The 15,345-nt window shown below is 31.5% G+C and carries 7 protein-coding genes; all 7 read left to right on the top strand.

Annotated elements, in window-relative coordinates; all coding sequences use genetic code 11:
• Positions 1-27 precede the first annotated feature (27 nt).
• The 7 genes from DIS07_RS02550 (at position 28) to DIS07_RS02520 (ending at position 15,242) form a co-directional block, all read left to right on the top strand.
• Positions 28-993: a T9SS type A sorting domain-containing protein gene (locus DIS07_RS02550; protein WP_109403644.1), complete on the top strand. Its 966-nt coding sequence runs from the start codon at positions 28-30 to the stop codon at positions 991-993.
• 137 nt (positions 994-1,130) lie between these two features.
• Entirely contained in the window at positions 1,131-2,696 is a 1,566-nt protein-coding gene (locus DIS07_RS02545) for a T9SS type A sorting domain-containing protein (RefSeq protein WP_109403643.1), read from the top strand.
• Positions 2,697-2,883: 187 nt separating this feature from the next.
• Positions 2,884-5,070: a beta-xylosidase gene (locus DIS07_RS02540; protein ID WP_109403642.1), complete on the top strand. Its 2,187-nt coding sequence runs from the start codon at positions 2,884-2,886 to the stop codon at positions 5,068-5,070.
• Between the two features lie 136 nt (positions 5,071-5,206).
• Entirely contained in the window at positions 5,207-7,675 is a 2,469-nt protein-coding gene (locus DIS07_RS02535) for a T9SS type A sorting domain-containing protein (protein ID WP_109403641.1), read from the top strand.
• 181 nt (positions 7,676-7,856) lie between these two features.
• The gene (locus DIS07_RS02530) at positions 7,857-11,243 is read left to right on the top strand and encodes a T9SS type A sorting domain-containing protein (RefSeq protein WP_109403640.1); all 3,387 of its coding nucleotides are present in this window, start codon (positions 7,857-7,859) and stop codon (positions 11,241-11,243) included.
• 20 nt (positions 11,244-11,263) lie between these two features.
• Entirely contained in the window at positions 11,264-11,755 is a 492-nt protein-coding gene (locus DIS07_RS02525) for a hypothetical protein (RefSeq protein WP_109403639.1), read from the top strand.
• Positions 11,756-11,783: 28 nt separating this feature from the next.
• A complete protein-coding gene (locus DIS07_RS02520) occupies positions 11,784-15,242 on the top strand; it encodes a glycosyl hydrolase (RefSeq protein WP_109403851.1) in 3,459 nt (1,152 codons plus the stop codon).
• Positions 15,243-15,345 lie beyond the last annotated feature (103 nt).

Genomic DNA, 15,345 nt, shown 5'->3' with positions numbered 1-15,345 from the left:
GTATAATTAATTACTAAACACATAGTCATGAAAACAAAATTACTTTTTTATAAAGCAACAGCAGTTGTTTTTCTTATTGCTAGCCAAGTAGGATTAGCCCAAACAGGAGGGTCATTTGCAGGTGCCACACCACCTAATATTGTTAATGGTACAATAATTCAATTTGAAAACTTTGACATAGGTGGCAATGCAGATACTAATGTTGGAGGCACAGCTCCTTTTGGATATAGAGATACTACTTCTGGAAACGGAGTAAATACTGACTCTAGTTGGGAAAAAAATGATACTTATAGAGCTGGTACAGATGTTGATTTAGCTACTCATATTAAAAATCTTGCACCTTGGGATGCATATAATGGTGATATTACATTAAATTCGAATTCTGCTAACGAATTCCAGTATTACACTGTTACTGTTGGAGAAACATCAAGTGATTATTATATTAGAATAAATTATGGACACGGAAGTGGTACTCCAAAAAGATTTTTAATTGAGAAATTAGACTTGAATTTAGAAAACAAAGTAACATTAGTTGATGGAACAGATAGAGATAGTGAAGATTTTACAGCATTGCCTAAAACTGGTAGTAGTTGGAAATTAGAAACTAATGACGCAGGTCCAGTTAATAGTGGTCCAACTAAATTTACTTTGACTGCTGGAGAGACTTTCGTGATAAAATTTTCGCATAAAGATGGGGGGCCTGCATTTAATTGGTTTCAATTTGTGAATGACGCTAGCACTCTTAATACTGAAAAATTTGATTTAGGCGCTTTCTCTCTGCTTAATCCTGTAAATCAAGAATTAACGATTAAAGGCCTTCCTTCGAATGTTAATAATATTTCAGTTTATTCTTTATTAGGTCAAAAATTATTAAGCAGAGAGGCTAAAACAGAATCATTAAGTATTAATGTAAGTTCTTTAAAAAGTGGAATGTATATTGTAACTTTTTCAGGAGAAAATGGAAAATTTACGAGGAGAATAATTAAAAAATAGAAAGTAAAATATTTTAATTTAATTCCAATTTGAAAGCAGTTTGATTCTTAAGAATCAAACTTCTTTCTTTGTTTTTAATTCAAATTTAAATTGTAAAACAGTCAATCATATTTATTTTATTAGATAAAGCAAAAAAAATGAACATAATTACAAAATTTTTAATATTAAGTATTTTTATTTTTTTATTTGGTTCAGCATCAAATGCACAAGTTTTGTGGTATGGAGATCCAGATTTATCTGTAAATGATAACTTTAGAAGATTAGATCCAAATGGCAATTCTAATCCTACAGGAAATAGTTGTGTAGACGACCCAAATAATAAACCTTTTGTGACTACTCCAATAGACAATGTCCATGGTAAGTTTTGGAGAATTACAAAACCTACTTCTCGCAAAAGAGCTGAATTTGCTAGAACCACAGGAGACCGCAATTCTTTTACACCCCAAAAAGGAGGAACATATTATTATGGTTGGAGATGGCGTATTAATAGTACACCAAATATTAATGATGATGTAACTGTATTTCAATGGAAAACAGATCAAGGAAGTGATATCAATACAAACAAACAGCACTATCCATTTAATATGGAATACGATGGAACGTTTTTAAGTTTACATGCTTTTGGTCCTGCTGAACCTAATTTTAATAGACCTGGTTCAATTACTCAAAGAAGGACGACGTTGTGGAAACAAGCAATTCCAGAAAATCAATGGGTAAGTTTTGTTATTAAAGTAAATTTAGACAGTGCCTATGATAATGCTAATAATCGATATCAAGGTTATGTAGAGTTTTGGTTTAATGGTGAACAGCAAACATTGTCTAATAGAGATTTTAATCAATATCAAGTAGTCCTCGCAAATTCTAATACAAGAGCCTATCATAGAACTTATGATGGTATAGAGGTGTATCCTAAGTGGGGTGCTTATAATGAAAACGCTTGTGATCTTGAGATAATCACCGATTTTGATGAAATGAGAGTGGCCACTACTTTTGAAGCTGCCTTGCCAGAAAATTCCACAGATGATAATCATGAAGAAGAATTAGAGGGTACTTATAAAATTAAACATAATTTAACAGGTAAATATTGGACTGTAGAGAATGCAAACATTATAACTGCAGATGAGACATCATCAAATAACGCAGCACAAATTTTTGAATTCAAATCTGTGGGTTCAACAGGTTACTACAATATTTCATCCACAATCGATAATTGGGATGCTATCAGATTCCATGAGGGAAATGTTTATCCTACTGCAGTTTCAACACCAACTGCAGACACAAATAATACAAGAATTTTTCAATTTATCGCAAACGGTTCTGGTGCCTATGATATTCATACTCCACAAACAACAACAGGTAGATACGCAACAGAAAGTTCTGGAGATGTTACATATTCAACTTCACCAAATGATCAAACAAAATGGATTTTAGAAAATCAAACTTTATCAGTAAATGATAATAAATCAATAAACAAGTTCAAGTTATGTCCAAATCCAGTAAAAAACATGTTAAAGATTAAGACAAATCATATAAAACTAGATAAAATAGAAGTTTTTAATCTTTTAGGAAAAAAAATGATAGTTGAACAGATTAATAATGAAAAAGAAATTATAATAAATGTATCTTCTTTAGTTGTCGGAGTTTATTTTGTAAGACTTTATAATGCTGGTAATGTTATTACAAAAAAACTGATAAAAGAGTAGAATTTAATTTAATTAAAATGAATTAAATCTCTTTGCTTAAAAAAATTAAGTGAAGACTTTTTTTAATATTAAAATCTGAATTTACAGGATATTGCAGGATGCTAATTCATAAAGTGAAACATAGTTTTGTTAGTAACAGCTTTTAGTAAAGGCTAGAACTTCATAATTTAACTAATTATAACTTAATATGAATACTATAAAAAAAGGAAAAATAGTTTTAGCGCTGTTTTTAGTCAATCTATTTTTTGCATGTAACTCATCTGATAACAATAATTTCAAGAGTTCAAAAGACAAAGAAATTGCAGATAAAGTTCAGAGCTTAATCAGTAAAATGACCTTAGAGGAAAAAATTGCTGAAATGATGCAAGATGCTCCTGCAAATGAGCGATTAGGAATTCCGTATATGAAGTATGCAGAGGCATTACATGGAATGTGGCTTGTTCTTGATTATTATGGTAATACAACTGTGTATCCTCAGGCTATTGCAGCAGCTTCTACTTGGGAACCCGAGCTTGTTAAAAAAATGGCTTCTCAAACAGCAATCGAAGCACGTGCTTTAGGAGTTACACATTGTTATTCGCCAAATTTAGATGTAATTTCTGGTGATCCAAGATATGGGCGTGTAGAAGAATCTTATGGAGAAGATCCTTATTTGGTATCTAGAATGGGTGTTGCATTTATTCAAGGTTTGCAAGGTATGGGTGATAAGCAATTTGATGAAAACCATGTAATGGCTACAGCAAAACATTTTATTGGATATCCTGAAAACAGACGTGGAATTAACGGAGGTTTTAGTGATATGTCAGAACGTCGTTTAAGAGAGGTTTATTTACCACCTTTTGAAGCTGCTATAAAAGAAGCAAAGATAGGTTCTATTATGCCAGGTCATCAAGATTATAATGGAGTGCCAAATCATATGAATACGTGGTTGCTAAAGGATATTTTAAGAGATGAACTTGGTTTTGATGGATTTATTATATCTGATAACAATGATGTTGGTCGTTTACAAACGATGCATTTTATAACAGAAACTAGAACTGAAGCAGCTATCTTAGGATTAAAAGCAGGTGTAGATATGGATTTAGTTATAGGTAAGAATGAAAAACTAGCAACATATCATGTCAATGTTTTAAAAGATACAATTACGAAGAATCCTAAATTGATGAGCTATATTGATAAAGCTACATCTCGTATTTTAACCGCAAAATATAAACTAGGTTTATTTGATTCAGAACCTAAAGAAATTGACCCAAAAACTGTAAATGCTGGTAAAAAAGAACACCAAGAATTTGCATACGAAATGGCTAAAAAAGCCATCATTTTATTAAAGAATGATAATAATGTATTGCCTTTAGACATGTCTAAAATTAAATCTTTAGCAGTTATAGGGCCAAATGCACACGAAAATAGACCCAAAAGAGGTACCTATTCTTTATTAGGTGGTTATTCTGGTTTACCTCCATATTATGTTTCTGCTTTAGATGGTATCAAAGCAAAAGTAGGTAATAAAGTAAAAATCAATTATGCAAAAGGATGCGATTTATTAAGCAATTCTAAAGCTGGTTTTCCTGCAGCAATTTCAGCAGCTAAAAAATCGGATGCTGTTATTTTAGTAATTGGTGGTTCTAGAAGAACAGGTGGTGAAGGTGCAGATAGAGATAATTTAGATTTATACGGTGTACAAAAAGAATTGGTAGAAGCAATACACAAAACTGGTAAACCTGTTGTGGCTGTTTTAATTAATGGTAGAGCATTGTCAATTAATTATGTGGCAGAAAATATTCCATCAATATTAGAAACTTGGTATTTAGGAATGCACTCTGGAGATGCTATTGCAGATGCTATTTTTGGTGATGTAAATCCTGGAGGAAAATTAACGGTTTCTTTCCCAAGATCTGTGGGTCAAGTTCCTGTAACATATTTAATGCGTCCAGATTTTATTGGTTCTGGAAAAGGATTGTATATAGACAGTGATAAATCACCTTTATTTCCTTTTGGATTTGGGTTAAGTTACACAACATTTAAATACAGTACTCCAAAATTCGAAAATGCAACGATTGGTGTAGATGGAAATACTACAATTTCTGTAGATGTTACAAATACTGGAGATAGAGCAGGTGATGAAGTAGTGCAAATGTATGTAAGAGACGATATTGCTTCTGTAGGTCGTTATAACAAGATGTTAAAAGGTTTTGAACGTATTTCATTACAACCAGGAGAAACAAAAACCGTTACTTTTAAATTAGGTTTTGATGAATTAAACATTTTAAATCAACAAATGAAAAAAGTGGTGGAACCAGGAACATTTACAATTTCTGTAGGGGCATCATCTCAAGAAAAAGATTTACAAAAAGCTACACTTACTGTAAAGTAAATTTTAAGTTTTTATATAATAGAAGCCTCATTTTTTTAAGGAAAATGAGGCTTTTTTTGTCAGGAGTGTTCAGGATGGAAATGGTGTAAATAAAGATGAACTTTACTACAATTATTATTTTGCAATTTTTATTAAGATGAAAAAATACCAGCTCAAACAGCTACTTTTCATAGGATTATTTCTTTTTACAATAGTGCTACACGCACAAGTTACATTAGAAAAAGAAATAAAAATCACAGATTTAGCCATGTACTTTAATGGCGAAAGAAACCAGAATAGTACAAATAATGGTGAAACTACACCTCATGATTATGCCTATGGTAGAACGCTAACGCCACATGGAGATTGCTTAAAAACGTATAAAAACTTTGTCTTTATGTCTTGGTATAGAGGTGGTAAAAGCGATAGGCACGTAATGTTAACTCGCTATAATATGGAAACAGGTTCTATGAAAACCATTGAATTTCCTCATCAACATACCGGTTTTAAAGGAAAATGGTGGATTGGAGAAACCCACAACACTATTGCCATTGCTATCAGTCCTAAAAATGGTACAATTCACATGGTATACGACATGCACGCTTATACAAATAGCGGAGTTTTTGTAAACGATTATTTTAGGTATTCATATTCTGTGGAGAATGCTGCAGAACTTCCGGACGAAGAGTTTACCTTAGATAAATTTGTAAAAGATCCAGTTGACGGAGACTATAAGCACACCACAATGGATGGCGTAAGAAATGCACCAAAATATGACAGATTTACGTATCCTCAGTTTTTTTTAAGCGATGAAGGAGAACTTTTTTTAACCGCTAGAGATGGTACATCACATGATGGTGCGCAAGCATTTATAAAATACGATGCCACTGCAAAAAAGTGGGGAAATTTCTTTTATTTTAATGCATTGGGAGCTGCAAGTAAAGGAGAAACTCATGATTGGAGTATTTATGGTAGTATGAAATATGTAGATGGTAAAATACGTATTGGTTTTCAACGTAGATTGAGAAATGGTTCTGATAAATATCAATATCAAAATGGAGTTTACTATGCGTATTCAGATGATCCTACTGGTGCTTCGAAGTGGAAAAATCATAAAGGAGAATTGATAACTTTTCCGATAGTTAAAGCAGAAGAAGCTTTAGTTTTTGAACCAGGTGACTTAGTAGAAACTGCATTAAAAGACAATGTGCATATTGTTGGTGGTTTCAATTGGACAGTAACCGAAAATGGAGATGTTCATATCATTAGTAAAGTAACAGATAAAGAAAATAATGTTACTAAAAATATTCATAGTTATAAACCAAATGGGGCATCAGAATTTATAATCAGTACAGATTTCTCTGGCGCACAATCATTATATACCTCTGGTAATGATGTTTTTGTAGTTGGTTTGAATTCTTCTGGAAGACCTTTTGTAGATAGAACTGTTGGAGGAACAAATAATTTTATTAGGGTTTATGAACAAACTTCAGGTAGACAATTTAATAAAGGGAAAGTGCATATTTCTAATGGGAAATTATATTATTATTTGTTAGAAACTAAACCAAACAATAATGATGACGTAAGAACAACCTATTTACAGGTAATTGATTTAAGTATTTTCTCAAGTCCTAAAGAGTTAGCTGTTAGTTTAGTATCACCTACAAATAACCAATCCTTTAATGAAGGGGAAAATGTTCAGTTATTTGCAACAGCAACATCAGATGAAAATCAAACAATTACAAAGGTTGAATTTATAGTAAACGGAAGTGTTTTATTTGAAGATACAGCAGCACCATTTACCTACAATTGGGTGCCAAATGGTTTTGGTAATTATACAGTAAAAACTACGGCATATCAAGATGATGGTAAAAGTATTACTTCATCAGAAATCTTTATTGAAGTTAAAGAAATAGATAAATCAGATTTAACGATAGATACTTATAGGTTGCAAAACATGGAAAGTAAACAGTTTTTAGTAGCAGCTGCTAGTGCGCAACCAGTAACAATGAGTAATACAGCTGAAACTGAAGATAAACATTGGGAGTTTGTAAAAAGTAATGTTAATGAAAAAATAGTTTATAATATCGATAGCAAGCAAAGTGGTATTTTAAGAGCTACTGGAGGTGGTTTTTCGGCAGGTGCTTATCTAGTTGTAAGTACTACAAAAGCCTCTTTTGCTAGTGATTCAGATAAAATCTGGACCGTTCATTACAATGAAACTGATGAAACTTTTAGATTTGAAGCAGGAAATAGTAAGAGATTTATGTATCATGATGCAGATGGTAAGGTTTATACAAAAAATTTAGATGAAACTAATACAAGAAGTATTTGGAGAGCTATACCAATTAGTCAAACATTAAGTACAGAAAATAAAAATTTTACTTCAGCTTCAATCAACGTATTTCCAAACCCTGCAAAGAATAATTTTGTGATAAAATTTAATAATCTAAATAAAGTAAGCGTTAAAATTTATAATCTTTTAGGGATGTTGGTTTATGAAAATTCAACAGAAGATAATGTTCTAGAAATAGAAAATAATAGTAAATTTTCTTCTGGTTTATATTTGATAAAAGTTACAGGTCATAGAGATAAAGTATATCATACAAAATTAATGATTGAGTAAAGTTTGATTCAGAATTTTAAACTAAAGTCAGAATATCTCATTTTGACTTTTTTATTTTAAAAACATCTGTAAAAGTAAATCTGTATTCAGGTCACAACAGGATAAGATTATTTTGATTTTTATATATTTTTAAGAATTATCTAATAATTTAGACCTCACAAAATATAAAAGTTGTTTACAGATGTTAAAAAGAATACAATTGGTTTTGGTATTATTATGTTTTTCAGCATCCATAAAAGCCCAATTATTTAAGCAAGATTTTAATGCTTCAAATTCAATTTTAGATTACATCAGTACTGCTCCAAATTCTGGGCAGTTTAATGAAATTTCTAGAAATGGATCTAATTTTATAACCAGTATAACCAATGGTGCTTTGCGTTTTAATAGAACTGGCACAGGTACAATGTATGCCTATAGAAATATAGATTTTATAACAAAACCACAGTTTGTGCAGTTAAAATTCGATTTTGAAGCCACAAATCACGAGTTGAATAAAAACAATGTTTTTGCAATTTTTGTAGGATCTACTTTTACAAGTGCATCAAATGGAAGTACATCAAATTATGCTAGTAGATTTGGAATAAGTACTAGAGGAAATCAAGGCGAGTTTAGAATTGCTACAATTGATAATATTGGCGGTGCTCCTAGTTCTGCAAATTTTTCAGGAAAACAAACCATCACTTTTATTGTAAATAGCAAAGATTCAAATCAAACTTATACAGCACCAAACGCATTGTCGGAAAGTGTTGCCAGTGGGAAAATGGATATTTGGATTGGTAGTGTAAAAGTGATTAATGATTTTTCTTTAAAAAATACGGATTCACCAAAAGGAGATATCACAGGTTTTAAAATTCAAGCAACTTCAAGTACAGGAACAGGTACTTTTGATTTTGACAATATAGAAATGTTAGATTTGTTGAATGAATCTAAGCAAGTATCTTCAGGTAAATCTTTGGTACATCCCCATATTTGGGTGTCCCCTTCAGACAGACAAGGTATTTTAGACAATATTTCAAATCATACTTGGGCAAATAGTTTGTTTAATCAATTGAAACAACGCAATGCTACCAGATTAATAAATCACGCCAATAATCCTTCAGCAGAAATCAACTTAATTCCTGCAATTCCTGGAGATAGAACAACTCACAGATCTAGACTTAATATTGGTGCAGAATGTGCCATATTGTATTATATAACTGAAGATGAAAGGTATGCGCAAATAGCTGCAGATATTTTACATCAATATGTAAAAATGATTAGCACAAAAGATCCGCTAACCTTTCAATTTTATACAACAAGTTTCAATCATTTAATTCCTCCAAGAGAATTGTTTCCAAGAGTGGCAATAATTTATGATTTTGTGCAACCTTTCATATCAAAATCAGGAAGTAAAGTATATGATTTAGGTTCAAATACACAAGTAGTTTTCAACTTCCAAATTGCACAAAAAGCGTTTGAAGTAATGGCTGATAATGTTATAAAATTAGGAGGAAATGCTTCTAATCATCCAGTTTTAGAACTGCCAGGAGCATTGTATAGTGTTATGTGTATGGAAGATGATGCAACTAGAACAACGTTTTTCAATCAGCTTTTAAATGGTGCTGCAAATTCTAAACAACCAGGTATAAATTGGATGTTAAATAGGTTTAGTCCAGAAGATCGTTTATGGCCAGAATCTGCAGGTTATGGTAAATTCACCCATGCACTGTTTATTCAATTGATGAATATTATTGATGATTATGAACCGGATTTAAAAATTATTGAGAATAATAAAGACATTTTAGAAAGTATTTTTATTTATGAAAACTTTTTATATCCCAATGGAAAAACGATGGCTTATGGAGATATTGGCAGAGGTTTTACAGATCATGCACATATTTTTAGAAGTATTTTAAAGATTGCTGATAAAAAAGGATATAATGACTTAAAAGTGAGAGCTGCATCTACACTCAAAAAAATTTATAAAAAAGAAGGAGGGTATCAACCAGAAATTACAAACCAAAGGTTAGAGTGGCACAATCCTTTACAGTTGCTTTGGGGCGTAAATATTGATGCAACTGTGAGTGATGCAGGAGAACCAAATTACGGAACCGTAAAAGCAACGCACGCTGGTGTTGTAATGCAAAAGAATTATTCTGGTGTAGATGATCAGCAAAATGGATTGATGTATTATACAGGAGGAGGCACTTATGTGCACACTCATGCAAGTGGATTAGATTTAGAAATTTACGGAGCAGGTTATGTAATTGGTCCAGATTATGGTGATGATTCCTATGGTTCAGACATTCATGAGCAGTATGCCGTTTCTTATGCAGCACATAATACAATTATTGTAAATGGTGCTTCAGGAAGAGGGACAAAAACAGAAGGTAATAGTACTTGGCAAAATATTGTAGACCCAATTGTTTTACAAGCATCAGAACCTAAACCCTACGCAAATTCCATAGCAGCAAATTTTAGTTTTTCTACTCAGTTTTTAGATGATAATATAAATGATGTAAATCAACAACGGACCAATAGTATTATTAGAACTAGTGCAACTTCTGGCTATTATATTGATGTTTTTAGATCAGTTTCTACCACAACTAATAATTTTCACGATTATGTATTTCACGGTTTGGGAGATAATTTACAGTTAAAAACAGGAGATATTCCATTAAATTTATCAGCATCCCCAAATCGTTTTCAAAATGATATTGGAGATGACAGAAAACAACCAGGTTGGAGGTGGTTTTCTGATGCAAAAACATCGGCATCAACCAATAATGCAATCACTGCAAGATTCGATTTACAAGTCACAAACGATTATTTGCACGTTGCCATTCCTGGAGGAATAGCCAAAGAATACAGTACTGCTTTGTCGCCTCCAACTAAAGAAGTTAGTAATGGTTATGATGCAAAAGATACACAAGTGTTTGTAATGCGTAAATATGGTGAAGCTTGGAATCAGCCATTTGTTGCCATTTATGAGCCTTCTGCAAATGCAGAAAGCACCATAAGATCAACAGAAAATATTGTTGATAATAATAAAATTGTGGGTGTAAAAGTAACATCTGTAGTGAACGGACAAGAAATAATTGATTATGTATTGTCTAATGATGATGATAATGTTGCTGTTAATTTAGCCAATTTAAATATTGCTTTTACTGGAAGATTTGGAGTGGTGAGAACCATTTCAAAAACAAACACAACAGACGTTTCCTTGTATATTGGTAAAGGAACTCAACTTACTTTTTTAGACAATACTATCAACGCAGATACAGAGGGTAAAGCATTTTCAACCTATAGATTAGGGTATTCCTTATCTGTTTCAGACCCATCTTTTCAGAATAGTATTTCAATTTACCCAAATCCAACAAAAGGAAATTTAAATATTAGAGTACCAAAATTAATACTGAATGAAATAGATGTAAAAATTTATAACATTCAAGGAAAGTTGATAAAATCGAATGTAGAAAAAGTGAAAAATGGAAATATAAATCTTATTATTTCTTCCATAGCTAAAGGTGTTTATTTTATCAAACTAAATTTAGAGAAACCTATTTTTCTAAAGTTTATTAAAAATTAGTAAACTCACAAAAAAAATAAATGGAAGTAAAGAATAAAAATCATTTTAAATTTAAGCTAATTCTCTTAACTCTTGTAGTTTTAGAAATAGTAGGATGTTACTATGCCTATTATACTTTGGGTGAGGTGAAACAGTTCTTTTGTTTTTTAATTTTATTTTTAAATATAATTCCAATATTACTCTATTTTTTTAGAAAAAAAACGATCTCTTTAGTACTTGGGGTTGTAATTGGTTTACTATTAATTCCTTACCACGCTTTTTTACTTTTTCAATGGCGAGAATTAAATAGAGAATCATCGATGATAATCGAATATATTTATTCTTTCCAAAAAGATAAAGGAGAATTTCCAAACAATATTTCTGGTTATGAATTTGAAAATAGAAGATTATCTGATAACTTTTCTTACAGAATAAATTCTAAAGGCTTTGGGTTACATTATTATGTGGGAACTGAAGGCACTACTCATTTCTATTATTATAATGTTGGGAAATGGGAATATTATCCAGATTAATAATAAAATCAATTCAAAACTAAAAAAAATGAAATTCAGTAAACTATTATTTTATTCAGTAATTTCTGTATTGATAAGTTGCAATTCATCACAAAAAGAAATTTCTAAGGATGATAGATCTCCATCAATTCAAGAATTAAGTACTAATTTTAAAAATCCAGCCAAAGAATATCATCCAGAAACTTGGTTTCATTTAAACGGAAATAATATTAGTAAAGAAGGTTTAAAACTCGATTTACAAGCCATAAAAGATGCAGGTTTACAAGGCATTCATTTATTTAATAAATCTGGTCGTGCTTTTCCAAACGTAAAACCTGTTAAAATTTTATCTCCAGAATGGGAGGAATTAATTCGTTTTGCTGCGGATGAATGCAAACGATTAGGATTAAAATTTACGATGCAAAATTGTCCTGGTTGGTCTATGACTGGTGGTCCTTGGGTGCCTGCTGAAGAAGCGCAAAGAGAATTGGTAGAAACTGTTTATCATATTTCTGGAGGAAAAAATGTTGAAAAAGTATTAGAAATTGATTCTTTGTACTTTACCAAAGATTACAATTATAAAGATGTACAGGTTTTAGCTTTTCCAACCGTAGAAGGTGATGATTCAGAACCTCACAATCCTTCAAAAATTGAAACAAATAATAATTTAGTTCCTTGGGCAGACATTTTTAATCCCGATTCAAAACTAATTGTAACCCGCAAAACAACGCATTTAGACAAACCTCTTAAAGACTACAGAAAACAAGGAATTTCTCAAGAAAAGAAAGAAACTTGGGTAAAAACTACGTTTGATAAAGAGACAATTATACGTACAATTGTTTTTCCACAAGTACGTCATATGATATTAAATACACAATATCCAAAAATAGAGGTTGCTATAAAAGTAGAAGCGTTGTTAAATGGAAAATTCACAGAAATTACCACTGTAAATTTTCCTGATGCCAATTGGAATGACAGAAGAAAACACTTAACACTTGCCATTCCAGAAACGAGTGCAAAAACCTTCAAATTTACATTTCAAGGAGCACATTCTATTTCCCCAGAATTTATCAGATTAAGTGCTAAACCAAAATTGCACAATCACGAAGCAAAAGCAGCAAAGGTGTTACGTCGTTTAGAAAAAGAGGTAGATTATGAGTATGCTGAAAACACGATTATTAAATCCAACTCAATTCTAAATCTAACAGATAAAATGAATTCTAATGGAAAATTGATGTGGAATGCACCTAAAGGAAATTGGACAATTGTTCGTTTTGGACATATTAATATGCGATTGACAAACAAGCCTGCTGTTCCTGAAGCTACAGGTTGGGAATCTAGCAAATTAGATAAAATAGCCATAGAAAATCATTTAAAAAATGGAATGATTGGTAATTTAATGAAAGATGGTGGCCCAATTAGTGATGGGAAATTACACGGTTTGTTAATTGATAGTTGGGAAAGCCACGTACCCACTTGGACCATGAATTCAGATGATTTGTTTAAAGAATTTGAAACAAGAAGAGGTTATTCTATGAAAACCTTTTTACCTGCTACAATGGGTTACATTGTAGAAAATAAACAAACTACGACTAAGTTTTTAAGAGATCTGCGTCAAACTATGGACGATGTTTTTATCGATAACTTTTTCAAACATTTTGCTACAGTTGCGCACGAAATGGGCGCAGACGTTTATACAGAAGGTGCAGGAGGAGAAGTGTTGCCTATAGATCCAATGCGTTATTATGGTGTTAGCGATATTCCAATGACAGAATTTTGGTATCCAAAAGCGCCTTCTGCACAAAACGAATATGCCAAACCAATTTACAATGCTGCGTCAGCAGTGCATTTATATAACAAACCAAAATTGGCTGCAGAAGCTTGTACACAAGTGGGTGTGAAATGGAATGAACATCCTTTTTCGGTAAAATATTTAATCGATTACAATTTTGCAAAAGGTGTCAATCATTTAGTGTTTCACACTTTTTCGCATACACCACAAACAGATGTTTTTCCAGGATCTAGTTTTGGTGGAAATATTGGTTTTCCTTTAGTTCGCGAGCAAACTTGGTGGAAATATATGCCTGAATGGATTGAATATTTATCTAGAAACCAATACGTTTTGCAGCAGGGAGAATACGTTGCTGATGTGTTACGCTATTATGGGGACGATTTTGATAGACCTCCTTTTGATTTAGATGCGTTTCCAAAAGGATACAAATTTGATTATTTAAACGAAGAAATTCTACAAGAAAAACTAAGTGTTAAAGATGGTAAAATTCACGTTGAAAATGGAGGGGATTATAGAATCATTACTTTAAGAGATTCAGAAAATATACTATTATCAACCTTAAAAAAGGTAAAAGAATTAGTATTAAATGGTGCTGTTGTTTTAGGCGATAAACCTAAAGATTCTCCAAGTTTAATGGATGATTCAACTGATTTAGATGAATTAAAATCAATTTCTAATGAGTTGTGGGGAAACACTAAAAATGGTGTAAAACAAGTTGGTAAAGGAAAAGTATATTGGGGTAAAACTCTTGATGCGGTTTTAAAAGAAGAAAACATTACAAAAGATGTAATTGTACCCGAAAATTTAAATATCAATTGGATTCATAGAGAAACCAAAGACGCACACATTTATTTTGTAGCCTCTAAAGATGATGACCCTGTAGATGTAGCTTTAAGTTTTAGAATTGAGAATACATCTCCACAAATTTGGGATGCTTTTACAGGAAATCAGCAGGAAGCGAAAATCTGGAAAAACGAAAATAATAGAACGAATGTTGCGATTTCTTTACCTAAAAACGGAAGTAAAATAATTGTATTTTCTAAAAGTGATGCAAAACCATTTGCAGAAAAAGTGACCTTAAATGATAATACAATTTTAGATACCAAAACAGGCTGGTATCAAATTCATAAGACCAATAATTATCCAGCACTATCTTGGAATAACTATGAGTTTACAGCGTCTACTTCTGGAGATTATATTTTTCACCAAAAAGGGAAAAAAAATCAAAAAACAGTGCTTCTAAAAAAACGATCATTACAAAACGACTGGAAGTTAACTTTTGAGAAAGGATGGGATGCTCCAAAAACTATTGAGATTGATGAATTAAAATCGTTAACGGAGTTAGAAAACGATGCTGTAAAACATTATTCAGGTACAATAACTTATACCAAAACTTTTGATGTAAAAGAAACAGGAAAATCCTCAATTTTAGATTTAGGCGAAGTTGCAAATATTGCAGAGGTTTGGCTAAATGGAAAAAAAGTAGGTACAAAATGGGCACCTCCTTTTCAGTTTGATATCACAAACGAAATTAAAGTTGGAAAAAATCAATTGGAAATTAAAGTAACTAACACGTGGAGAAATCAGTTGATTTTTGACATTAAAAGACCAAAAAATGCTAAAAAAACTTGGACCACATCAGGCCCTAGAAAAAATGAAGTAACATTAGAAAAATCAGGATTAGTAGGCTCTGTTGTATTAAAATTGATTTTCTAATAAAAATAATATTGCTATTCAGGATAGTTCAGGATACTTTTATCAAGTAAATTTCATTATTTTATAAACTTGTTTTTTAAGAAATGAATAGTTTAATCTCAAT

The sequence above is a fragment of the Polaribacter aquimarinus genome (genome assembly GCF_003129485.1).
Classification (GTDB): Bacteria; Bacteroidota; Bacteroidia; order Flavobacteriales; family Flavobacteriaceae; genus Polaribacter; species Polaribacter aquimarinus.
The sequence above is the reverse complement of the archived record's forward strand: the minus strand, read 5'-3'. Positions and strand labels throughout refer to the sequence as shown.